The following is a 23,091-nucleotide window of genomic DNA, read 5'->3' on the forward strand; positions in this document are numbered from 1 at the left end:
GTTGGCAACGATCGACCACAGGAGACACGTGCATGCCAAGAATTTCCCTGCCCGCGCCGGAGACCATGAATCCCGAGCAGCGCGCCGTCTACGACAAGATCATTTCCGGGCCGCGCGGGCGCATTCAGGGTCCTCTTCGAGCCGCGCTCCACAACCCGGAGCTCGCGGACAAATGGCAGGCGATCGGCGCCCTGCTGCGTTACGGCACGACGTTGACGCCGCGGCAGTCAGAAATCGCGATCCTGGTCACCGGTCGAGCCTGCAACTCGCCTTTCGAGTGGTATGCGCATCGCGCCGAAGCCGAGAAGGCGGGCATCGAAAAGCCGATCATCGAAGCGCTACTCGCCCAGACCGAGCCACCCGGCCTTTCGGCGGACGACGCTTCCGTTTACCACTACGCGGTCGAACTCAACCGGCACAACTCGGTTTCCGATGCGACCTACGCCACGGCGCTTGAGCGCTTCGGAGAACGCACGGTGGTCGAACTGACTGCTCTGATCGGCTACTACACGATGGTCGCAATGACGCTCAACTGTCACGAGATTCCACTGCCTGATGGCGTCGCACCGGCCTTCCAGCTCCCGCAAAAGGCAGACCTGCGATGAGAGAGTCCGCCGCTGCAGGCGCGGGCTGGGATTGCCACGCCCACCTATTCGGTCCCTACGACCAATTTCCGTTGGCGGCCGAGCGCAACTACACGCCGCCGGAAGCCATCGAGTCGAACTATCTGGCGCTGCTCGCACGACTTGGTCTCGACCACGGAGTGCTGGTGCATCCAAGCGCATATGGCAAGGACCACACACTGCTGCTGAACGCATTGGCGGCACGGCCCTCCCTGCGCGGCGTGGTCGTGGTGCAACCAGGCGACGAGCTGGCGCTGCATGGCCTGCGTGATCACGGCGTGCGAGGTGCACGTTTCAGTCATCGAAGCGGCCCAGGCACCAACTTCGCTGGCAGCGCGTCTTTCGATGACCTGCAGGCGCTCGCACCCGCGCTCGCAGACGCCGGCCTGCATGCAGAGCTATGGACCGACTGCAAGGCACTGCCCGCCATTGCCCCCCAATTGCTGGCGCTGCCCGTGCCGATCGTGATCGACCACATGGGCGGCTTCGACGTGAACGCCGGCACGGACGAACCGGGGTTTCGGACGCTGCTCAAACTACTCGCGTCGGGCAAGGTCTGGGTCAAGCTTTGTGCCTATCGAAACCTCCTCGACGCACCTGACTGGCAAGCCGGGCGGGCCTTTCAGCAAAGGATGATCGAAGCCAACCCCGAGCGATTGGTGTGGGGCAGCGACTGGCCGCATCTGCGGGTGACGCCCACGCCCGACGCTGCGCAACTGCTCTCGATGTTCAGGGATTGGGCCGGCAACGAGGCCATTGCAGGCCAGGTGCTTCGCGCCAATCCGGAGCGCCTTTACCGATGAATCCGCGCCCCACGATGGATCGCCCGGCAAGAGCCAATCGGCCGACGCTGGCCATTGCGATTGTGGCGACACTTGGCCTTGGCGCCTGCAGTTACCGGAACGACGTCATCGCCAATGGCGCGGCATTCGACACACCGCAAGCGTGCGGCGCGTTGGCCACCGCCGTCGCCCTGCCACCCAATACGCGCATCCTGGCTGCGGTGTTCGAGACGGCGACGCCGACACAGCCGGCGCATTGCCGCATCGACGGCGACATCGACTCCCGAGTCGGCGTCGACGGCCAGCGCTACGCCACGCGGTTCCGCTTGCGTCTGCCGCAAGCCTGGAACCAGCGCTTCTACATGGGCGGCGGCGGCGGTATCAACGGCGTGCTGGTCGACCCAGTCGCCGTGATGGGCCAGGGCTTCGCGACCATTGGGACCGACTCCGGCCACGACAATACGCTCAACAGCCGTCCCGATGCTGGCGGCACAGCCGCGTTCGGGCTCGACCCGCAGGCGCGCCTTGCCTTCGCCTACGAGTCCTACGACCAGGTCACGCGCGTGGGGAAGCTGCTCACGCGGGCCTACTACGGACAGCCGCAGCGCTACGCCTATTTCCAGGGCTGCTCGGAAGGCGGGCGCGAGGCCTTGCTGATGTCGCAGCGCTACCCCGAGCACTACGACGGCATCATTGCCGGCGATCCGACCTTGCACCTGCCATTGGGCCCGCTGGCCGGCATCCAGACGACTCAACTCTTCGCTGGGCTGGCCAAGCGCCTGGGCAAGTCGCTTCCTGACGGTCAGCCGGCCATTGGCCAGAGCTTCAGCGACGCCGACTTGCTGTTGGTGCGCAATGCAGTGCTCAAGGCGTGCGACGCGCTCGATGGCTTGTCGGATGGCATCGTCGACAACCTGCCCGCTTGCACCGCGCCACGGGTGCATGTCCAGTTGCTGACGGCGCAGTGCCCGGGCGCCAAAGGGGACAGCTGCCTGACCGCGGACCAGATCAGGACTCTGGAGACAGCATATGCCGGTGCCGTCGATTCAAAGGGCCGCCAACTTTACTCAGACTGGCCGTGGGATCCCGGCATGGGCGGAGTCTCGGCCACGGACAAGAGCTACAGCCAGGCATGGCGTTCGTGGTGGCTCGGATCATCGAGCGCAACGGCGAACAACGCTATCAAGCTCTCATTCGTTTCCGCCATATCGGTGCTTTACACCTCGGCACCGAAGGTCCCGTTTGCCGACAGCGATGCCTTGCCCTTCTCGCTGGCCTACAACTTCGACACGGACCCCGTCAAGATCTACGGCATCTCGGCGCCTGGCGTCACACCAGCCTACAGGCCGTCTTCGGCGTCGATGTACTTCACGGACGCCACGGATCTGTCCCCTTTCAAGAGACGCGGCGGCAAGCTCATGGTCTACCACGGTGGCGCGGACTCGTCGGTATCGCTGAACGACACGCTGCGTTGGTATGAAGGTGTCGCCAGGCAGATGGGCGGCAGTGCGCAGGACTTCGCACGGATGTACGTGGTGCCCGGCATGAACCATTGCCGAGGCGGTCCCGCCACCGACACCTTCGACATGCTGCCGCAACTGGTGCAATGGGTCGAGGCGGGCACGGCACCCGACAGTGTCCTTGCCAAGGCCAGCAACCCCGGGTACTTCAATGTCGGTGCCCGCAGCCGTCCGCTGTGCCCGCACCCGCAACAGGCGCGCTACAAGGGCGCGGGAGACATCAATGACGCAACCAACTTCCGCTGCGAATAACCGCAGGGACCGTCGCGCGATGCTGCTGGCGATGGTGCTGGCTTTCGCGGCCTCGCCTTCATTCTCGGCAGCCTACCCCGACAAGCCGGTCCGCCTGACCGTGCCCTTCCCGGCCGGCGGCGCCACCGACGTGATGGCGCGCGGCATGGCGCAGCGGCTTGGCACCGAACTCGGCACGCAGGTGATCGTCGACAACCGCGGCGGCGCTGGCGGCACCACGGCGGCCGAGGCCGCCGCCCATGCGGCGCCGGACGGCTACACGCTGTTCTTTGCGACCATGGGCACGCAGGCGATCAACCCGGCCCTCTATCCCAGGCTGCGCTACGACCCGCTGAAGGACTTCGCGCCGATCAGCGTGACGCACCTGACGCCGCGCGTGCTGGTGGTCGGGCCGCAGGTGAGCGCCAGGAACATCGCCGAACTTGTCGCCCAGGCCAAGGCCAGACCCGGCGCGTTGACCTATGGCTCGGCCGGCAACGGCAGCTCGAGCCACCTGGCCGGCGCGCTGTTCGAGAGCATGGCCGGCGTCAAGATGCTGCACGTACCGTACAAGGGCAGCGCGCCGCTGTTGACCGACGTGCTGGCTGGCCGCATCGATATGACCTTCGACTCCTACACCGTCTACGAGGAGCACATCAAGTCCGGCCGCGTGCGCGCGCTCGCGGTGACTTCGAGCGGGCGGCTGCAGGCGCTGCCGCTGGTGCCGACCGTGGCCGAAGCCGGCGTCCGGGGCTACGAGGTCTCCAACTGGCTCGGCCTGCTGGCGCCGGCGGGCACGCCGAAGGATGTGGTCGCCAAGATCCATGCCGCGCTGGGGCGCGCGATGGCAACGCCGGCATTGCGCGAGCAGTTGGCGACGCTTGGCATAGAGACCACCTTTGGCAGCCCCGAGGCCTTCGGTACGCTGATTCGCAGCGAGATCCCGAAGTGGGCCGAGATCGTCAAGAAATCCGGTGCGACCGCCGAATGACAATGAATCGGCGAGGCGGTGGAGTTCAGCGCATCTGCTGCCTCACTGGCAGCTGCCTTGCCGACGCCACGTGCCAGCGCCTGCCCCGTTGGCACCAGCTCGCTCACCACATTGGACAGGTAGGCGTCGCCTGCCGGGATCATGTCGCCCGTCAAGCTCCACAGCAGGGTGTTGTAGCGGCCCGCAGCGCGCAGCAGCCGCTGCGTGCCGCCTGCACCGGGCATGATTCCGACACGAATTTCGGGCTGCCCGAACTTCGCATCCTCGGCCGCGATGATGATGTCGCATGCCAGCGCCAGTTCGCAGCCACCGCCAAGCGCGTAGCCTTCCACTGCGGCAATCACTGGCTTCGAGAGTTGCCGCACGACGTGGAACACGCGATCGGTGTCGAGGCGCACCTGGTCGTTTGGCCGCATGCTCGACATCTCGCCGATGTCGGTGCCGGCGACGAAATAGCCTTCGCTGCCGGCCAGCACCACCGCGGCAACGGCATCGTCGCTGGCCAGCGCCTCCAGGTGCTCAACCAGCTCGCGCTTGACCTGGAGATTCAAGGCATTGCGACGCTCCGGCCGATCGATGGTCACGATGCCGACACGGCCTCTGCGCTCGCAGCGCACCATGGGACAAGGGGTCTCGGCATTCATGACGCGGCCTGCACTTCGCGTTGCAGCCACACAGAACCGCGGTAGCGGTCCTCGCCATAGCTTGCGCCCAGGTTGCGAACCGTCCGAAGCACGGTTGCAAGGCCGATGGCGCGTCCCCATGCCATCGGGCCGACGGGATAGTTGACACCCTTGCGCATCGCGGCATCGACACTGTCGGCGGAGGCGATGCCCTGGTACACGGCTTCCGCGCCTTCGTTGACCAGCATGGCCACCGTGCGCATCACCAACATGCCGGGCACGTCCGCGAGCTGCGAGACACGCTTGCCCAATGCGCCGAACAGTCCCGCGGCCTTGAGTACGTCTGCAGCGCTCGCCTGAGCCGCCGCGGCGACGGCAATCCGACCACAGCTGACGTAATCAAGCGCGAGATCGAACAGCACCACCGCCTCACCCAGCGCGGCGGCCCGCTCGGTCGCGGTGCGGCCATCGGTCATGAGGCCAACCCCGGCCATCGCGCCGTCGGGCAGTGTGGATTGGACGCGCTTCAGTGCTTCGTCGCGCGCCGCGCTGCCGAGCTTGCCGCGCGCCACCCGCTTGTCCAGGCTTGCGCGGATCATGCCGAGGCCGCGCTCGACCGCTGCGTCGTTCGTGTCGCGCAAGTAGACCGTGTGGCCGGCGGCCGCCGTCACTTCCGCGATGCCTCTACCCATGGTGCCGGCACCGATCACGATGACGCTCTTGTCCAGCGGCAATGCCTCGCCGCGTGTTGAGGTGGGTTGTTCAACCATCGACGGGCTCCGTGGATTGGAAGGAAGGGCGGGCCTGCAAAGTTGCAAACCAGCCGGCGAGACGGGGTGCCAGCGCACGCCAGCCGAACGCGTCGAAGCGGTAGTCGAGATACCCTACGGCGCAGCCAAGCGTCACGTGGCCGATGGAGAACGGCGCGCTGCCGATCGAGTCGGCCTCCGCGTCGAGCAGCTTCAGCGAGGCGCGGGTCTTGAGCTCGAAAGCATCCGCCAGCGCCCGCAAAGGATGCTCGCGTTCGCGCTCGTTGCGCCACAGGATCAGCACGTCGAGCAGGCCATCCCCCAGCGCATGCCAGCGCAACGCTTGCCACCGTGCCTCGCCCTGTATCGGGAACAGCGAGCCGCAGGCCAGGTCGTTCAGGTATTCGCAGATCACGATCGAGTCGAAGAGCGTCGAGCCGTCTTCGCGCACCAGCGTCGGGATCTTCGACAACGGGTTGTCCACCATGAGGGCCGCGTTGGGATTGAGCATGGCTGCGACCGAGCGCACGAGTTCGAGCCTGGGCAAGATGCCGAGTTCGTGCGCGCAGATCATCACCTTTCGCACATAGGGCGACTTGGGCGACCAGTGCAGCCTCATCTTTTTCGTCATCAGATCGCTCCCGCGCCGCGCAGAGAATGGATGCATGCCGGGCTGTAGCCCAACTCGACAAGAATGTCATCGCTGTGCTGGCCGAGCAGCGGCGGCGCCGACTGTGTCTGCAGCGGCGACTCGGCAAAGCGCATGGGGCTGACCACCTGCGGGACGTCGACCCCACTCGGATGCGGCACGTAGCGCAGCATCTCGCGCGCCTTGACTTGCGGTTCCTTGAACACATCCGCCACGGTGTTGATGGGGCCGCAAGGCACGCCCGCCTTGTCGAGCGCAGCAATCAGCCGGTCGCGTTCCCACTCGGCGAACACGTCGCGCAACATGCCCGACAGTTCGCCGATGTTGCGCACGCGCTGTGCGTTGGTGGCAAAGCGCTCGTCGACGATCCAGTCCGGCCGCCCGAACACCTCACACAGCTTCGCGAACTGGCCGTCGTTGCCAACCACCAGGATCACATCGCCGTCCGCACAGGCGTACACGTCCTGCGGCTGGATATTGGGGTGGGCGTTGCCGTTGCGGCGCGGCACCTTGCCCGAGACCAGGTAGTTCATTGCCTGATTGGACAGGGTGGCGACCTGCACGTCGAGCATCGCGATGTCGATGTTGTCGCCCACGCCCGTTTCGTTGCGCCGTGCCAATGCGGCCAGCACCGAAACGGCGGTGTACATGCCGGTCATCAGGTCGACGATCGGGATGCCGACCTTCTGCGGTCCACCGCCTGGCCGGCCATCCTTCTCGCCGGTCACGCTCATCAGGCCACCCATCGCCTGAATCAGGAAATCGTAGGCCGGCTGGTCGCGCCGCGGTCCTGTCTGGCCAAAGCCGGTGACCGAGCAGTAGATGAGGCGTGGGTTGATCTTGCGCAGCGATGCTTCATCCAGGCCATAGCGCGCCAGCGTGCCGGCCTTGTAGTTCTCGAGCACGATGTCGGCTCGCTTGGCAAGTTCCTTGACGATCTTCTGGCCCTCGGGCTTCTCAAGGCTGACTGTGATCGAGCGCTTGCCGCGATTGACTGCAAGGTAGTAGCCCGCCTCCTTCGTGTCGTTGCCTTCGGCGTCCTTGAGGAACGGTGGCCCCCAGGTGCGCGTGTCGTCGCCGGCGCCGGGCCGCTCGACCTTGATCACCTCCGCGCCCAGATCCGCGAGAATTTGGCTAGCCCAGGGCGCGGCGAGGATGCGGCTCAGGTCGAGCACCTTGACGTGCGACAGCGGGCCCTTGTTGGTGGTCATTTGAAGTCTCCTTGTGGTGGACTGAATTCTGGAATCAGGATCCTTTTTGGGCTACGTGCGGGGCCGCAAGACTGTGATGCGCCGTGGCGCATACCGGCAAGACTCGCGTGCCCAGCCTCGCATAGCAGCTATGCGCCAGAGCGCGGTGGCAGGAATCGCTCCCGTCCCTAAAGTTCATCCACGACAAACTGGAGACATCGACCATGAATGCACTTTTCAAATCCGCAGCTGCACTGACCCTGGCTCTGGCCGCGGCCTCGGGATGGGCGCAGGCCTATCCCACCAAGCCGATCCGCTTGGTCGTTCCTTTTCCTGCCGGTGGGCCGGTTGACCAGACAGCGCGCGCACTCGGCGCCAAGCTGAGCACGTCCCTTGGCCAATCGATCATCATCGACAACAAGGGCGGTGCCGGCGGCCTGCTGGGCGCCGACGCGGTCGCCAAATCGCCGGCCGACGGCTACACGCTGCTGTTCTCCTCGGCGGGCGCACTGGCGATCGTGCCGCACATCGTCCCGTCGATGCCCTACAACCCGCAGAAGGATCTGGTTGCCGTGACCCAGGCGTTGAAGGTTCCGGCGGTGCTGGTGGTGGCGGCCAGTTCGAAATACAAGACCTTCGCGGACCTGAAGGCCGCCGCCACGGGCGACGCCAGCAAGATCAACTACGCATCGGCCGGCAGCGGCACCACGCCGCACCTCCAGGCCGAACTGCTCAAGCGCGAAGCCAGGCTGAACATCAACCACATTCCCTACCGGGGCGCGGCCCCGGCGCTGACCGACCTCATGGGCGGTCAGGTCGACATGATGATGGTCGACATCCCCGTGGTACTGCCGTTCATACAGTCGGGCAAGGTGCGCGCGTTGGCGGTGACCAGCGCCACCCGCATTCCCGTGCTCAAGGATGTCCCTACGGTGGGCGAGCTCGGTCTGCCGAAAGCCGAAGCCTACAACTGGTACGGCATGCTCGCGCCGGCGCGGACACCGCCCGAGATCATCCAGAAGATGTATGKCGCCGTCGGAGCCGCATTGCGGTCGCCCGATTTGAAGCAGCAGTTCGAGCAACAGGGCGTGGAAGTCGTCGGCAGCAAGCCCGAGGAGTTCGGACCGTTCATCGCCGCCGAATCGGAGCGTTGGGGTTCGCTGGCCAAGGCGGTGGGCGCCAAACTGGACTGAACCGGCGGACACCTGATCTTTTCGAAGCGCTCAGCGCCCCAGTGGCGCTGCTTTTGTCAATCTTCTGGATCCACCACATGGCCACCCAAGCCTTCATCTGCGACGCCGTTCGCACCCCCTTCGGCCGCTACGGCGGCGCCCTGTCGAGCGTGCGCACCGACGACCTTGGCGCGGTGCCCCTCAAGGCGCTGATGGCGCGCAACAAGAAGGTCGACTGGCAGGCGGTCAGCGACGTGCTCTACGGCTGCGCAAACCAGGCGGGCGAAGACAACCGCAACGTCGCGCGCCTGGCGGCCCTGCTGGCCGGCCTGCCGATCGAGGTCGGCGGCGGCACCATCAACCGCCTGTGCGGCTCGGGCCTCGATGCCGTGGGCACGGCCGCGCGCGCCATCAAGGCCGGCGAGTCGGGCCTGATGATCGCCGGCGGCGTCGAGAGCATGAGCCGCGCGCCCTTCGTGATGCCCAAGGCCGAGAGCGCCTTCAGCCGCAACAATGCGGTCTACGACACCACCATCGGCTGGCGCTTCGTCAACAAGCTTATGAAGGCGCAGTACGGCGTCGACTCGATGCCCGAGACCGCCGAGAACGTCGCCACCGACTACAAGATCGAGCGCGAGGCGCAGGACCGCATGGCGCTGGCTTCGCAGCAGCGCGCCGTGGCGGCCCAGAAGTCAGGCTTCTTCGACAGCGAGATCGTGCCGGTGAGCGTGGCGCAGAAGAAGGGCGACCCGGTGATCGTCAGCAAGGACGAACATCCGCGCGAGACCAGCCTCGAAGCGCTGGCCAAGCTCAAGGGCGTGGTGCGGCCCGATGGCAGCGTCACCGCCGGCAATGCCAGCGGCGTCAACGACGGCGCCGTGGCGCTGCTGCTGGCCGACGAGGCCAACGCGGCGAAGCACGGCCTGACGCCGCGCGCCCGCGTGGTCGGCATGGCGACCGCCGGCGTGGCGCCGCGCATCATGGGCATCGGCCCGGCACCGGCCACGCAGAAGGTGCTGCAGCTTACCGGCCTCAAGCTCGACCAGATCGACGTCATCGAACTCAACGAGGCCTTCGCTGCGCAGGGCCTCGCGGTGCTGCGCCTGCTCGGGCTCAAGGACGACGATGCGCGCGTCAACATCAACGGCGGCGCGATCGCGCTGGGCCACCCGCTGGGCGCCAGCGGTGCGCGCCTGGCCACCACCGCCATCAACCAGCTGCACAAGGGCGGCGGCCGCTATGCGCTGTGCACGATGTGCATCGGCGTCGGCCAGGGCATCGCGGTCATCCTGGAACGAGTTTGATAGGTGTTCCACGGAGGCTGACGCAAGGGCCACGCGGCACGCGGCGCCTTGGTTGTGTTCCAGAGGCCGGCGGCGCGCGAGCGGCTTGGGCCCCTCGGTCAACGGCGATACCTGCCAGGCAGTGCCCGAGCGACGAAACGCCTCCTTCTCTTCGTAGCAGCGCGCCTCGTTCGGATTGAAGGGCCGGTCGAAGAACTGTCGCATGCGCTGCAGCAGGTCTTGTGTGTCTTGGGGGAAAGTTCAGCAAACATGGTGTGTCCTCGAGTCTTGAAGGACGCGTCCGGTCATGACGCTTGCTGTTCAAGATTAGAACGCTGCCGATGGGAAGAGGCCGTCTCGCGTGTGACGAGGCGGCTCGCGATCGGAATCAGTCGAGGCGCACGCCGGCGCGCTTTACCACCTCTGACCACTTCGCTGTATCCGCGCGCATCAGCGCGGCGAATTCCTTCGAGGTGCTGAGCCGAACTTCGATACCGGCATCGGCCATCTGTCGAATGATGTCCGGCGACGACATGGCAGCGCCGATCTCGTCATGCAATTTTGCGACGATGGTGTTGGGTGTGCCAGCGGGCGCGAGCACGCCGAGCCAGAGCGACATCTCGTACTCGCCCATGCCGGGCGTTTCGGAGATGGTGGGAACGGTCGGCATCGAAGGCAGACGCTTGCGGTCGGTGACGCCGAGCGGGCGCACTTTGCCGTTCTTGACGTACTCGACAAAGTTCGACGCTGTGTCGAACATCATCGAGGTGCGACCGCCGAGGAAGTCGGTCATCGCGGGTGCGCTCCCTTTGTAAGGAACGTGCGTCAGGTCGACCTTGGCCAGGCTCTTGAAGAGCTCGCCAGAGAGGTGGCTGGTGGTGCCGTTTCCCGCCGATGCAAAGGTCAGTTCGCCGGGCCTCTTGCGCGCGAGCTCGATCAGTTCGGCCACCGACTTGGCGGGCACGTTGGGATTGACCACGAGCAGGTTGGACGTGTTGTGCGTCAGCGTGATGGGCTCGAAGCTCTTGGCCGGGTCATACCGCAGGTTCTTGTACAGGCTCGGGTTGATGGTGAGCGAACCCATGGTGGCGAACAGCAGCGTGTAGCCGTCGGGTGCGGAGGTCGCCACCGCTTCGGCGCCAATCCCGCCGCCAGCACCGGCGCGGTTGTCGATGATCACGGGCTGGCCGATGCGCTCTGACAGCTTCTGGCCCAAAGTGCGTGCCATCAGGTCGGTCGCGCCACCCGCGGGGAACGGCACGACGAGACGGATCGGCTTGTCCGGATACGCGGCCGCATGGGCGGGCAGGCCCAGCGCCGAGAGCCCGAGCGATGCACTGGCCAGTAGCATCCCGCGCCGGGTCGGGTACAGGCTACCGGGATATACACGCGAATTTGCAGGCGTCATGGCTCAGCGTCCCGTGAAGACCGGGGCGCGCTTCTCCGCAAACGCGCGCTGCGCTTCCTTCGCGTCGTCGGTCTTGCCGATCAGCGCCGTCATGTCCTGTTCGTAGCGATAGCCGTCACGCAGGCTCATGTCCTCGATTACATTCAGTGTGTGCTTACCCATGCGTGTCGACACCGGGCTTTTGGACGCGATGGTGGCCGCCAGTTCCAGCGCCTTGGGCATCAGGTCCTCCGGCGTTGTGCACTCTTCGATGATGCCAAGGCGATACAGCTCGGGACCCGGCACGCGCATGCCTGTCAACATCATGCGACGCAGGCGAGAGTGACTGAACAAACGCATCGCGTGACGGCAGCCGCCGAGCAGCCCCACGTCGACTTCGGGCAGGCCGAGCGACGCCTTTTCCGATGCGATCAGGATGTCGCTGGAGGCGGCCATCGCCACACCGGACCCGAGTGCGGCGCCGTTGATCGCACAGATCACCGGCTTGGCGCACTCCCGGATCGCATGGAAGCATTCGCGCGTTCGCCGCGAATGGGCGGGCAGATCACCTGGCCCCTTGATGACCGACGCGCGGCCCTTGAGGTCGGCGCCGGCACAGAACACCTTGCCCGCGCCGGTCAGCACGACGACGCGCACTTCGTCCATCTCGGAGATGCGATCGAGGGCCAGCGTGAGTTCGTCGTTGAGCGTGCGCGTGAGCGCATTCACCGGCGGGCTATTGAGCGTGAGGGTGGCTACGAAGTTGTTCAGCTCGTAGTTGAGTTGGGTCAGGTCGTTCATGGTCTCCGTTTCCGGCGCAAAGCGCGCTTGTCTTGTTCGGTGTTGCCAGTCTAGTGCGGGCCTGCAATGACGAAGCCATCGCTCCCACAGAGCTGATATGCGCCTTTCAGCAAGTCACGTGTCGGCAGCAACGACGGGAGCGTGCCGTCCGGCGGCAAAACTGTCTGCCCAAAGCTGGTACTGCCATGCATGCAGCCATCAAGCCGGGCGACGACCGGTTTCACCTGAAACGGACATAGCTTGGTGGCGGAGCGACCGACTGCTCATGGCCGCGAGCACCAGTTCGCGGCCGTCACTGGTAGCTGACCTTCGGCGTGAAATCGCCCGATTGGCCAAGGACTGCTATCGGCGAATTTGGCGAACAGCCAGTTCCCGCCATTCGTGGCCGACAGCTTTGGTGCTCAAGCAAACCCGTCGATGAGGGCCCGCGCGCCGGGGAGTGCGCCGTTTGATTTCCGCCAGACCAGAGTGAAGTTGTTTGCCGGCATTGGTACGGCCTCCTCCAGCGCAAGGCCTTCATTGCCCGCCACTTCCGCCACCTTGTCGATGTCGCGAACGCCCCAGAGCGGATTCCTTGCGCGCAGGCTCGCGTCGAACGCTTCATTGCTCTGCGACGTATGCGCGCCGCCGCGCATGTACGGGCCGTAGGTCACAAGCACGCCACCGGCGGGCAGGATCCTGCCGGCGCCCGCCATCAACGCGAGCGTGGCCTCCCACGGGGAGATGTGAATCACGTTGATGCACACGACCGCGTCGGCCGCGGATACGGGCCAGGGATGCTTCGTGACATCGATGGCGAGGGGCGGCTTTACGTTCGACAGGTTGCCTTCGGCCACCCACGCCTCGATGGAAGCATGGCGCTCCACGTCCATCTCGCTGGGCTGGAAAGTGAGGGCGGGCAAAGCCCTGGCGAAGTGCGCCACGTGCTGCCCGGTGCCGCTGCCGATCTCGAGCACGAGGCCGCGTGGCGGCAATACGCGCGCAAGTACCTCGAGGATCGGCTGCTTATTGCGCTCGGGGGAGGGGGCGGTCTCGCGTGAGTCCATGCAGCGATGGTAAGCCTCAAGTCGTGCTTGGCGCCTCAACCGTTCCGTCTGCTGCCTGCCGATGTGTGCCCTCCGCTGCGGGACTTCCTTCAGGTCCCTGTGGGAGGGCTCGACCGGCAGCTTTGCGGCAACGAGATCAGGAAAGTGGATGTCTCTTCAGGGGCCGGACTACCACTTCGGCGACGTGAAAAGCGCCCGTTCGATCGGGCTTCGAAACTGGGTTGACGCAGTCGGTGAGGCGGGTGGATCGCGGGCGAAGTCTGATATGCCTTGACACCGGTCATCGACTTTTGGACGGCAACTGACACGAGTCGGCCGACACCGTCCCCCGGACCACTATGGTCAACGACCGCTCGAGAAGGACTGCGACCTGCCATTTGACTGGCGTGGCCGCAAGCCATATCGCAAAGACGCCCTGAACTCAGGAACGCCTGGCTCTAACGAGCACGAACAGCATGGTCGCCGGCTTATCACTCTTGTTACGCCAAGCGTGCCGCGTGCCGTTCTGGATGACCACATCGCGTGCGCGAGCTTCTTGGTGGCGCCATCGTCGAGCTCGAGGTGTAGTTCGCCCTCCATCAGCACACCGTAGTCGCGGAATCGGTGGTGTGCATGCCGGGGTGGTCCATCTCGAATTTCTCCGCCAAGCCGGGCAGGACCTGCATGTACTCCGCGCCTGCGGCCGCCGGATCGAAGCCAGGACTCATCATCACGGCGTCGGGCGGAAACGTGATGAACATGAGGTTTGTGCCGCCCGGCGGCGGAGCCCGGGAACTGACTGAGACATCAGCGGGAACGTCCAGCGGTATGGGATCGTCGGCCAGGCCGTACCACTGCTGGAGGCAGTACATGCGCAGCATCCTGGGAACGCCGATCGGCTGTCGGCCGACGCGCCCGCTCGTCGGCTAACCATTGCCGGGTGAGAACGAGCAGCCGGTTGCGGTCGGCGCAGTGGCGCAGTGCGCCACCTCGTCGCGCAGCACACGCGCTCGACGTGGCTGAAGCTGAAAAACGCTTGCAGCTCGAACTCGCTGAGCTAGCCCGGGATCTCGCGCAGCCCCAAGTAGGACGTCTGCCAGCCTTGCATTACCCGCGCTCCTTCGCAGTTCGAGGGCCGGACACAATACGCCGCAGCGGAACGGCAATGCTCGTGAAATCAACGACTTAGCGAACTGACCCCGCGCCGTTGCTGGGGATTCGAACCGTCAGTTTTGACACCGAAAGCAAACCGACCCCTAGCCGCAGGCTCGCATGTCCACAACACCAAGCCCACCGGCATTGGCGGGGGTGCTTAGCCCGGAATCGTGCCCGGCAACAGGATGCCGCGATCGACGTTGCGAATGTCGGTGTGGCCGCAAAAAGCCATCGTGATATCGAGTTCCTTGTGGATGATCTCCAGCGCCTTGGTGACACCGGCCTGGCCCATCGCACCGAGGCCGTAGAGAAAGGCGCGGCCGATCATCGTGCCCTTGGCGCCGAGCGCCAGGGCCTTGATCACGTCCTGTCCCGAGCGCACGCCGCTGTCGAGCCACACTTCGATCGGTTGCGATCCCACCGCTTCGACGATGGCCGGAAGCGCCTCGATCGTCGAGGGCGCGCCGTCGAGCTGGCGCCCGCCGTGGTTGCTGACGATGAGCGCATCTGCTCCGCTGGCGGCTGCAAGGCGCGCATCTTCCGCGTCCATGATGCCCTTCAGGACGAGCCTGCCTCCCCAGCGCTTCTTGATCCGCTCGACATCCGCCCAGCTCAGGGCGGGATCGAACTGCTCGGCGGTCCACGAACTGAGCGTCGACAGGTCACCCACGCCCTTCGCATGGCCCACGATGTTGCCGAAGGTGCGGCGCTTCGTACCGAGCATCCCCATGCACCAGCGTGGTTTGGTCGCCAGGTTGATCAGGTTGCCAAGGGTCGGCTTCGGCGGCGCCGACAGGCCGTTCTTCAGGTCCTTGTGGCGCTGCCCCAGCACCTGCAGGTCGAGCGTGAGCACCAGGGCCGAGCAGCGGGCGGCTTTGGCGCGATCGATCAGCCGGTCGACGAAATCCCTGTCGCGCATCACGTAGAGCTGGAACCAGAACGGCGCCGTGGTGTGGGCGGCCACGTCCTCGATCGAGCAGATGCTCATGGTCGAGAGCGAGAACGGAATGCCGAACTGCTCGGCCGCGCGTGCCGCCAGGATCTCGCCGTCGGCATGCTGCATGCCGGTGAAGCCGGTCGGCGCGATGGCCACCGGCATGGTCACGTCTTGCCCGATCATGGTGCTGCGTGTGCTGCGGCCTTCCATGTTGACGGCCACACGCTGGCGCAACTTGATCTTCTGGAAGTCGCTTTCGTTGGCGCGGTAGGTGCTCTCGGTCCAGGAGCCGGAGTCGGCATAGTCGTAGAACATGCGCGGGACGCGGCGCTGCGCCAACACGCGCAGGTCTTCGATGGTGGTGATGATGGTCATGGCGAATGTCTCCCGGCTCAGTGGATCACCATCAGGGTGAAGGGCCGCACGTAGGCTTGAAGGGTCACGAACAGGCCGACCAGGCAGGCCAGCGCGATTGAATGGAAGAACACGTAGCGCAGGATGTCGCCCTCGTGGTTGAACCAGCGCGTGGCGGTGGAGGCGACCACGATCGACTGCGCGTCGATCATCTTGCCCATCACGCCGCCCGAGCTGTTGGCCGCGCCCATCAGGTTGGGCGACAGGCCCAGTTGCTCGGCCGCGACTCTCTGCATGCCGCCGAACAGCACATTGCTGGCCGTGTCGGAGCCGGTCATCGCCACCCCGATCCAGCCCATCAGCGTGCCGAAGAATGGATAGAACACGCCCGTGTTGGCGAACGCGAGGCCCAGCGTGGTGTCAGTGCCCGAGAAGCGCGTGAGCGTGCCGAGCGCGAGCATCAGCACGATGGTCAGCAGCGAATAGCGCACCAGCCACAGCGTGCGGAAGAAGATGCGCACGATCTCCAGCGGGTTGTAGCGCATGAACAGCGCGCTCGCGATCGCCGAGAACAGGATCCCGGTACCGGTCGCCGACAGCAGGTTCAGGACATAGACCGCTCCCTCCTTTGTGGGCGTGGCCACTACCGGCGGCATCTTCTCGATCATGTCGTGCAGACCGGCCATCGGGAACGAGGGCGCGAAGACGCCGTTCAGCGCGGTCTTGACCGAGGGCAGCCCCCAGATGAAGACGAACACTGACAGGATCAGCCACGGTGTCCAGGCGCGAATCAGCGCCGCCCGGCTGTGGGTCACCACCGGTGCCGGCGGCTTGGCCTCGTGCGCGCTGACGTCGTGGCCCTTGAGCGAGGGCGAACGCCAGATCGTGCGCGGCTGCCAGATGCGCAGGAACAGCACCAGGCAGACCATCGAGACGATCGCCGCGATGATATCGACCAGCTCGGGGCCGATGAAGTTGGACACCAGGTACTGCGGGATCGCGAAGGACAGGCCGGTCACCAGGATGGCCGGCCAGATCTCCATCATGGCCTTGCGACCGGCGAAGGCCCAGATCAGCCAGAACGGCACCATCAGCGAGAAGAAGGGCAGCTGGCGGCCGATCATCGCGGTGACCTCCATCAGGTCGTAGCCATGCACCTTGGCCAGCGTGATGACCGGCGTGCCGAGCGCGCCGAAGGCCACCGGCGCGGTGTTGGCGATCAGGCTCAGGCCCGAGGCGGCCAGCGGCGAGAAGCCGAGCCCGATCAAGATCCCGGCCGTGACAGCGACCGGCGTGCCGAAGCCGGCGGCGCCCTCGAAGAAGGCGCCGAAGCAGAAGGCGATCAGCAGCAGCTGGATGCGGCGATCCTCGGTGATCCCCGAGAGCGAATCCTGCAGCACCTTGAAGCTGCCGTTCTGCTCCGCCAACTGCTGCAGGAAGATGATGTTCAGCACGATCCAGCCGATCGGCAGCAGGCCGGTGAAGCCACCGAACAGCGCCGCGCGCCCGGCCATTTCGGCCGGCATCCTGTAGGCGAACACTGCCACCACGAGCGCGGCAATCAGGCCCAGGCCGGCGGCGAAGTGCGCCTTGATGTGGAAGAAGCCGAGGCAGGCCAGCATCACCACCACCGGGATCGCGGCCAGCGCGGTGGAAATGATCATGTTGCCGAAGGGGTCGTAGATTTGCTGCCAGGCCATGGCTTGTCTCCGGAGTCGTTGTTCAAGAACGCCGCGAAACCGGTGGGGCCGGCCGCGGCAGGGTGTGGCACCGACTGTAGAAACGCCGGTTCACGCCTGGCGTGAAAAACGCTGGTCGACCGCGTGAAGACTTTTCAAACGGCGTCAGCGCCGCGTCAAGATCGGCCTCAGTCGCGCAATGCCTGGCGTAGCCAGTCGACGAAGGCCGCGCATTCCCAACGCTCAAGCGTGCCCGGCTTCCAGCACAGGAAATAGTCGTGCGGCGAACGCACGCTCCTGCGCGAAAGGCGTACGAGCCGCCCGCTGTCGAGCCAGGCCTGGCCCAGCTTGAGCCGCATCAACGCCACGCCGAAACCGGCAACGGCGGCGTCGAGCACCAGCCCGAGGTCGTTGAACTGGTCGCCGGCGCGGGGCTCCGCCTGCGTGATACCGCAGGTCTTGAACCAGGTGCGCCAGGGCTCCAGAGGTGTGCGGATCAGCCGGGCGCGCGCCACCGCTTCGTCGGTCTCGAAGCTGTCAAAGGGGCCGGCCTCGTGCAGGTAATCGGGACTGCAGACCGGAGACACCTCGTCCGACAGCAGGTGCATGGACTCGCGGTCGGGAAAGGGCCCGGTGCCGAATCGCAACTCGATGTCGGACTCTTCGGCCGTCATGTTCAGGACCGGGATGGCAACTTGCAGGCTCAGCTCGATCTCGGGGTAGGCATGGCGAAACAGCGCCAGCCGCGGGAGCAGCAACTGGCGCGAGAAGGTCGGCGTGACCGCAACGCGCAGCCGGGCCGTGCCGGACGCGTCAGCCTGGCTGGGCACCTGCTGCAGCGCCGCCAGGGCCTCGCGCACGCGGGCCAGGTAGGCGGCGCCATCAGCGCTCAGGCTGAAATCGTTGCGCGCGAAAAGCTTCAGGGCGAGTTGCGTTTCGAGCTGCCGGATGCGGTGGCTTACCGCGCTGGGCGTCACGCTGAGTTCTTCGGACGCCAGCGTCACACTGCGCAGGCGCGCCACCGCCTCGAAGGCCAACAGACCTTGAATGGGCGGGATGCGTGGCGGGGGCATGGCAGTGGAACGCTGGAAAACGGTATTGTGAAGCCTTCCTTCCCATCGTCCCGTTCAACATTGTCTGACGTACCGCAGCGGTGGAATGCCGAGAACCGCGCGGCGTGGATACATGTACGCTTGGGGTCTTTCAGTGCGCCAAAAAGCGATTTCCGCATTCAACTTCAAGAGGTTCCCGATGAAAATCCTCATGACGGCCGTTGCGACGGCCTTGATCTCCCTTACAGCGTTTGCTGCAGGGGGGCAGCCGACAGACGCGGAGATTGCCGCGGCGTTCAAAAAAGCTGATCCCGACAACGACGGCACTGTCAATTGGGAGGAGGCCAGGAAATTTGGCATCAGCAGGGAAGCTTTCGATCATGCGAACCCCGACAGGGACGGCACTCTCGACATGAAGGAGTTCCTTGCCGCCATCACGTATCAGTTCAACAAGGCAAACCCCGACAAGGACGGCACCCTCGATCGCAAGGAAGCGGGCAAGGCCGGCATCAAGAGCAAGGACACTTTCGACGCGGCGAATCCGGACCACGACGGTACGCTAGATCTGGCCGAGTATCTCCGAGCGCTGACTCTGAAGAAGAAGTAGTCGTTTATCTCCGATCGATTCTGACGCTTTGCGGGCGAGACCGGTCGTAGTAGGCGGGCGCGCGAAAGGCCGATGATGGCCGACAGATCTAGTTCGAGGTCCAAGCTCGAACGCGTCCTCCAGACTGACTGCTGTCCTTCGAATTTGGCTGCCGAATGACGGCGGTCGCCGAAACCCGAGCTTGGCCCTTTTCATTGCGATCGGCCGGTCCAACTTCGGAACTTGACCTTCGCCCGAGGTCGTGCAAGGTAGCCGATCTGCAAGAGCTCCAAGCGGCGATTGGCGCGCCCGCGTGGGCAGACGATCCTCGCATGCGCTGGTTGCAAGCACAGTAAAGACCGTTGGAAGTCCGGGAGCAGTTGTCCCGTTGGGACGGCGTCGTGCGCTACGAAAAGTAGCGCAGTTACCAGCGGAGTGGCAACTTTCCGACAGCGCGATGCGCTCGCGCGAGACTTCGACGCAGCCGCCCTTGGCCAGGTCGGTCAGCAGCCGGCTGACCAGTGCCTTCGAAGCGCCAACTCGGCCTGCCGTGCGCGCCCGAGCCTGATCTAACGCATACCAGACTGGGGCGAAGGCCTGCCGCAGGCGCGGCCCGGACGGCGGCCGTCTGCTTGAGTCATCTCACAACGACACCAGGGCCCGCCGGTCAATATTGAACGTTGGCGCGCCGGGCAGCTCAGGCGCCGCGACCATGCCTTCCACGGGCAGCCACCGCAGACCGTTGAAGGAGGAGAGCCCACGATGAAGTCCCTACTCGGTTTTGCAGACCGCCGCGGTCCGGCGTTGTTGTTCGCCGGCCTCTTGATCGGGTTGGCTTGGCCAGGTCTGGCGTCGGCGATGAAACCTTGCATGGGAGCAGCGGTCTTTGCGTTCACGTCCCGGAAGGCTGCACAACATCGGCGTGACGCCGTCTCGATCACATGCGTCGCAACCTGTTGGCTGCGTATTGTTCTGTTCTTGCTGGCTGGCATGTTGGCTTTTGGCACGGCGCATGCGGATGGCGAATGCCGTTCGCTCAAGCAAGCCATCAGAGGCACGACGCAAGCCGGCTATACCGGCTTGTTCTATGCGAACGAGATCGCCAGCGATGCCAGCGCCTCCGATGGGGTCTCGACTCGCAGCGCGCTGAATTCGCGCGTGCGCGTCGAGCTGGAGGCGATGGCCGCGATGTCCTTGGACGCCGGGACAGTGGCCGAGCGGGCGATGGACAGCGGCGCCATCCAGTCGGGCGAACGAGATCGATTCGTCGCGCAGCTCCGACAACGATTGCGCGCCAGTCTGCTGCGTGAGCACGCCGGTGCGTCGTGGCTCGTGCTGCTGGTCAATCCGACGACCCGAAGTGGCGTCCTGCTGGTGCGCAAATACGAGTTTCCCCACGACGGGCTCGATGGGGTCATGAATGGCGCGGAGCAGGCCTGCGTGCGCGAACGGCTCGAGGAGGTCACATTCTGGACGACCGAACAACCCTCGGTGCCGTCGCTTCTGAACGGACCCGAGCGCCCCGACTGCGGATTTGCCTCACGCGCGGGCGTAGGCTGTGCGGGTCTCGGCAACCAACTTGCACTTGCCGAGTCGGAAGGCGAATCGATCTTCGCAACAGCGCGCGGCACGACGGTGCTGTGGGTCTACACGCTCAATTCGCGCACGGGAAAGGGCCGGGCGCTCCGCGTAGGCCCGGAGGGAACGGCGCTTCTCGACACCTGGCTCTTCAATGCGGAGGCTCGCCAGTGAATCGACACGCCTGCGACCACCGCAGTGGATCGAGAGCTCGATACCGATGCTGATCGCCGCAAGATGACCCTGCTTCCCATCCCGGCGCCCCACGCGTCAGACACAATGATCGCCTGGCTCTACATCCTGACCAACGCGGCGCGGATCTTCACCTACCTGCCGCAATTGAGGGCGGTTTGGCGCAGCGCTGACGGCGCACGCGACATCTCCCTGCTCACCTGGGGATCCTGGGTCGTGGCCAATGCGACGGCTGTTGCTTATGGGGCCTTCGTCGCCTGCGACCTGTTCTTCACGCTGATTGCGATGCTCAACCTGGTGTGTTGTGCGGCGGTGACCCTGGTGGCCGCTCGGCGTCGGCGAACGTTCGTGGCCGGTCGGGGGCTGCAGGCGCTCAACGGCCCGTGAAAGGTGGGCCCGCGGTGCGACAGCCGAGGTCCGCTAGTGAAGACCTCGTCTGAACGGTAGCTTTGGTGCGCACTCAGTTGCGGCTCTAGAAACGTGCATCCGCTCCAGGAGTTCCGTCCTACCCAAAATGACCGGTGTGCGGGCCCAAAGCGTGCGTTCGGGGACCGCCCGTGATCGGCAGCAAGCGCTGCGAAGCTGATGCGCAGGCTCAGGTCGATGTCATTGAAAAAGGCGAGATGCCGGCACCCGACCAGACGAAGGAGTTCAGGGTTCTGTCGCCTTGGCGCCTCGCCGCTGTAGTGCATGGGGGTGATGGCGACTGAGATGGTCGCGCGTCGCGGCCTCGACGGCCGGCAAGTTCTCATGCAGGCGGCGCAGCAGATCGAGGAGCACCTTGCGCTCGGCCACCGTCAGGACCGACATGAAAGCGCGCTCGCGCTCCATCGCAATGTCGCGGATCTGGTCGTGGATGGCACGTCCGGCTGGTGTCAGGGTCGCGATCCGGGCACGCCCGTCCTGCGGGTCGAGCGCGAGCTTGATGAATCCGCGCTCATGCATGCTCTTGAAGCAGCGGCTCATCGAGGCCTTGTCCATGCCGATGACGCCGCAAGCCTTCTGCGCCGAGATGGAGCCTTCGATGGCAAGCAGCACCAGGACGCGCCAGCTTTCGATGCCGACGTCGAAAGCGGCGAGGTAGGCCTGCGAGGCCCCGCTCGACAGCTTGTTGGCGATCCAGGTGAGATAGGCCGGGGCGTAGTTTTCGAGATCGACAACGTCGCCCGGCGCAGCCTTGGAGGCCGTCCTGCGCGCGGAAATGGTCTTGGTACGAGGCATCGGAGAAAAAGGCTAGAGTTGCTTGCGCCACTGTAGCCGCCTTGTGCGCCACTGGTTCCGGCGAAGGCGCACGGGCGCGTGTGCGATCGACGGTCCCGCTGGCCTATTGTTCGACCCCGCCCGGGTCGTCCGCCATGTACAAGCCCGGCATGCCGACCTTGCCGGCTGCCCGGATCACTTCCATGATCTTGCGGCAATCAGGCTTCGCTGGATCCGGCAACTGCCTGCTGCTTGAGAAGCTCGGCGACGATGCGTCTTGCGCGGTTCGCGCCGGCATCGACGTGGATGTCTATCCAGTTCGCCTTGTCCCCAAACTCCAGCATGTTCCGGTACTGCGCTTCGATGACGGTACGGTCCTCGTCGAACGTGAAGGCCGTCTGCTGGATGACCGCGTCGATGTTCTCCGGCATGTCGGGGTGCTTGGTGCTGGCCATGCTCCAGAAGTAGTGACAGGTCTCTTCGGTCTCCGGGGTGACACCATGGAAGCCGCGCATGTGGAAGCCGCCGCGGTTGGGGTCGTCGATGGCATAGGTTCCCGGCTCGACAGCGCCTGTCCAGATGCGCAGATGAGTAACGTCGAACTCGATTTCCTGCCAGCGTTCGCATTTCTCGCCGAAGGGCCAGGCCGCGCGGTAGGTCGGAGGCGGCGATGAGTCGGGCATCAGGCGCACCACCTTGACCTGCCCACCTTCGGAGGAGACCTTCATGGGAGCGTTCATGTGCAGCTTGGCGTCGCCGCCGATGGTCTGCAGATGGACATAGCCCAGGTGGCTCAAGTCGAGCAGGTTGTCGTGAATCAGTTGCCAGGGCGACCTGTAGTGATAGTTGCCGCTGCCGAACTTGTAGCGCGGGTCGTCATGGAACGGGTAGTCTGGCGTTGGGCGGTCAGGCTCGGCTCCCTCTTCTCGAGCCATCCAGATCCAGATGATCTGGTTGTTCTCGACGACGTGGTAGGCCTTGACCTTGGCTTTCGAGGGGATGCGCTCCTGGCCGGGAATCTCGATGCATTGCCCATTCGGTGCGTACAGTAGGCCGTGATAGCCGCAGCGCACCCCAGCGCCTTCGACTGTCCCGCACGAGAGCGGCAGCGACCGGTGGCAGCAACGGTCTTCCAACGCCGAAACATGACCTTCCCCCGTGCGAAACAGAACCACTTTCTGGTTCAGGAAGGTTCGAGCGATGGGTTTGTCTGTGAGCTCGGACGAGAAGCCGGCCACATACCACTGGTCAAGCGGAAAGGAACTGGCGTCAGCGGTCTGAGTCACGGTCTTGATGGGGATGCAGGTCGTGGTCATTCAAGTTCTCCTTGGA

At 65.1% G+C, this 23,091-nt stretch carries 20 protein-coding genes and 2 pseudogenes; 9 read left to right on the forward strand and 13 right to left on the reverse strand.

Features of this window, described 5'->3' with window-relative positions; genetic code table 11:
* The first annotated feature begins 32 nt into the window (after positions 1 to 32).
* The 4 genes from AC1DYD_RS22510 to AC1DYD_RS22525 all read left to right on the forward strand — a co-directional run bounded on the left by AC1DYD_RS22510 (position 33) and on the right by AC1DYD_RS22525 (position 4,147).
* Entirely contained in the window at positions 33 to 605 is a 573-nt protein-coding gene (locus AC1DYD_RS22510) for a carboxymuconolactone decarboxylase family protein (RefSeq protein WP_478174975.1), read from the forward strand.
* The gene (locus AC1DYD_RS22515) at positions 602 to 1,426 is read left to right on the forward strand and encodes an amidohydrolase family protein (protein ID WP_478174976.1); all 825 of its coding nucleotides are present in this window, start codon (positions 602 to 604) and stop codon (positions 1,424 to 1,426) included. Before AC1DYD_RS22510 ends, AC1DYD_RS22515 begins: the two co-directional genes overlap by 4 nt.
* A gap of 152 nt (positions 1,427 to 1,578) precedes the next feature.
* Positions 1,579 to 3,177 carry a tannase/feruloyl esterase family alpha/beta hydrolase gene (locus AC1DYD_RS22520; RefSeq protein ID WP_478174977.1) on the forward strand — a complete coding sequence of 533 codons (1,599 nt, stop codon included), beginning with the start codon at positions 1,579 to 1,581 and terminating at the stop codon, positions 3,175 to 3,177.
* Positions 3,149 to 4,147: a Bug family tripartite tricarboxylate transporter substrate binding protein gene (locus tag AC1DYD_RS22525; protein ID WP_478174978.1), complete on the forward strand. Its 999-nt coding sequence runs from the start codon at positions 3,149 to 3,151 to the stop codon at positions 4,145 to 4,147. Before AC1DYD_RS22520 ends, AC1DYD_RS22525 begins: the two co-directional genes overlap by 29 nt.
* A gap of 17 nt (positions 4,148 to 4,164) precedes the next feature.
* Here AC1DYD_RS22525 and AC1DYD_RS22530 read toward each other — a convergent pair.
* The 4 genes and pseudogenes from AC1DYD_RS22530 to AC1DYD_RS22545 form a co-directional block, all read right to left on the reverse strand.
* Positions 4,165 to 4,791: pseudogene (locus AC1DYD_RS22530) on the reverse strand (enoyl-CoA hydratase-related protein); the annotation flags it as partial.
* On the reverse strand, positions 4,788 to 5,540 hold the full coding sequence (locus tag AC1DYD_RS22535) for a 3-hydroxyacyl-CoA dehydrogenase family protein (RefSeq protein ID WP_478174979.1): 753 nt from the start codon (positions 5,538 to 5,540) through the stop codon (positions 4,788 to 4,790). The pseudogene AC1DYD_RS22530 and the gene AC1DYD_RS22535, both read right to left, overlap by 4 nt.
* On the reverse strand, positions 5,533 to 6,150 hold the full coding sequence (locus AC1DYD_RS22540) for a glutathione S-transferase family protein (protein WP_478174980.1): 618 nt from the start codon (positions 6,148 to 6,150) through the stop codon (positions 5,533 to 5,535). Before AC1DYD_RS22540 ends, AC1DYD_RS22535 begins: the two co-directional genes overlap by 8 nt.
* Complete coding sequence (locus AC1DYD_RS22545; protein WP_478174981.1) at positions 6,150 to 7,379, reverse strand: CaiB/BaiF CoA transferase family protein; 1,230 nt, start codon at positions 7,377 to 7,379, stop codon at positions 6,150 to 6,152. Before AC1DYD_RS22545 ends, AC1DYD_RS22540 begins: the two co-directional genes overlap by 1 nt.
* 203 nt (positions 7,380 to 7,582) lie before the next feature.
* Between AC1DYD_RS22545 and AC1DYD_RS22550 the strand changes: the two genes are divergently transcribed.
* Both AC1DYD_RS22550 and pcaF read left to right on the forward strand, forming a co-directional pair.
* A complete protein-coding gene (locus tag AC1DYD_RS22550; RefSeq protein ID WP_478174982.1) occupies positions 7,583 to 8,551 on the forward strand; it encodes a Bug family tripartite tricarboxylate transporter substrate binding protein in 969 nt (322 codons plus the stop codon).
* A gap of 77 nt (positions 8,552 to 8,628) precedes the next feature.
* Positions 8,629 to 9,834, forward strand: a complete 1,206-nt coding sequence (gene pcaF / locus AC1DYD_RS22555; protein WP_478174983.1) for a 3-oxoadipyl-CoA thiolase — start codon at positions 8,629 to 8,631, stop codon at positions 9,832 to 9,834.
* A gap of 367 nt (positions 9,835 to 10,201) precedes the next feature.
* Here pcaF and AC1DYD_RS22560 read toward each other — a convergent pair whose 3' ends face one another.
* The 7 genes and pseudogenes from AC1DYD_RS22560 to AC1DYD_RS22590 form a co-directional block, all read right to left on the reverse strand.
* Positions 10,202 to 11,164: a Bug family tripartite tricarboxylate transporter substrate binding protein gene (locus AC1DYD_RS22560; protein ID WP_478174984.1), complete on the reverse strand. Its 963-nt coding sequence runs from the start codon at positions 11,162 to 11,164 to the stop codon at positions 10,202 to 10,204.
* Positions 11,165 to 11,224: 60 nt separating this feature from the next.
* The gene (locus tag AC1DYD_RS22565; protein WP_478174985.1) at positions 11,225 to 12,001 is read right to left on the reverse strand and encodes an enoyl-CoA hydratase/isomerase family protein; all 777 of its coding nucleotides are present in this window, start codon (positions 11,999 to 12,001) and stop codon (positions 11,225 to 11,227) included.
* A 401-nt stretch (positions 12,002 to 12,402) separates the two neighbouring features.
* A complete protein-coding gene (locus AC1DYD_RS22570; RefSeq protein ID WP_478174986.1) occupies positions 12,403 to 13,047 on the reverse strand; it encodes a DUF938 domain-containing protein in 645 nt (214 codons plus the stop codon).
* 806 nt (positions 13,048 to 13,853) lie between these two features.
* Positions 13,854 to 13,952: pseudogene (locus AC1DYD_RS22575) on the reverse strand (transposase); the annotation flags it as partial.
* Between the two features lie 386 nt (positions 13,953 to 14,338).
* Positions 14,339 to 15,493 (reverse strand): alpha-hydroxy acid oxidase, encoded by a 1,155-nt coding sequence (locus AC1DYD_RS22580; RefSeq protein ID WP_478174987.1) that lies wholly within the window; start codon positions 15,491 to 15,493, stop codon positions 14,339 to 14,341.
* Between the two features lie 17 nt (positions 15,494 to 15,510).
* Positions 15,511 to 17,172, reverse strand: a complete 1,662-nt coding sequence (locus AC1DYD_RS22585) for an L-lactate permease (protein ID WP_478174988.1) — start codon at positions 17,170 to 17,172, stop codon at positions 15,511 to 15,513.
* A gap of 167 nt (positions 17,173 to 17,339) precedes the next feature.
* Positions 17,340 to 18,224 carry a LysR substrate-binding domain-containing protein gene (locus AC1DYD_RS22590; RefSeq protein ID WP_478174989.1) on the reverse strand — a complete coding sequence of 295 codons (885 nt, stop codon included), beginning with the start codon at positions 18,222 to 18,224 and terminating at the stop codon, positions 17,340 to 17,342.
* Positions 18,225 to 18,402: 178 nt separating this feature from the next.
* Here AC1DYD_RS22590 and AC1DYD_RS22595 point away from each other — a divergent pair, with 178 nt between their 5' ends.
* The 3 genes from AC1DYD_RS22595 to AC1DYD_RS22605 all read left to right on the forward strand — a co-directional run bounded on the left by AC1DYD_RS22595 (position 18,403) and on the right by AC1DYD_RS22605 (position 20,946).
* A complete protein-coding gene (locus tag AC1DYD_RS22595) occupies positions 18,403 to 18,810 on the forward strand; it encodes an EF-hand domain-containing protein (protein ID WP_478174990.1) in 408 nt (135 codons plus the stop codon).
* A 741-nt stretch (positions 18,811 to 19,551) separates the two neighbouring features.
* A complete protein-coding gene (locus tag AC1DYD_RS22600; protein ID WP_478174991.1) occupies positions 19,552 to 20,541 on the forward strand; it encodes a hypothetical protein in 990 nt (329 codons plus the stop codon).
* A gap of 105 nt (positions 20,542 to 20,646) precedes the next feature.
* On the forward strand, positions 20,647 to 20,946 hold the full coding sequence (locus tag AC1DYD_RS22605; RefSeq protein ID WP_478174992.1) for a hypothetical protein: 300 nt from the start codon (positions 20,647 to 20,649) through the stop codon (positions 20,944 to 20,946).
* A gap of 264 nt (positions 20,947 to 21,210) precedes the next feature.
* Here the strand turns inward: AC1DYD_RS22605 and AC1DYD_RS22610 are convergent, their stop codons facing one another.
* Positions 21,211 to 21,780 (reverse strand): MarR family winged helix-turn-helix transcriptional regulator, encoded by a 570-nt coding sequence (locus tag AC1DYD_RS22610; protein ID WP_478174993.1) that lies wholly within the window; start codon positions 21,778 to 21,780, stop codon positions 21,211 to 21,213.
* Between the two features lie 197 nt (positions 21,781 to 21,977).
* Entirely contained in the window at positions 21,978 to 23,075 is a 1,098-nt protein-coding gene (locus tag AC1DYD_RS22615) for a Rieske 2Fe-2S domain-containing protein (RefSeq protein ID WP_478174994.1), read from the reverse strand.
* Positions 23,076 to 23,091: the final 16 nt, after the last annotated feature.

The sequence above is a fragment of the Variovorax sp. P4_B11 genome (genome assembly GCF_056402355.1).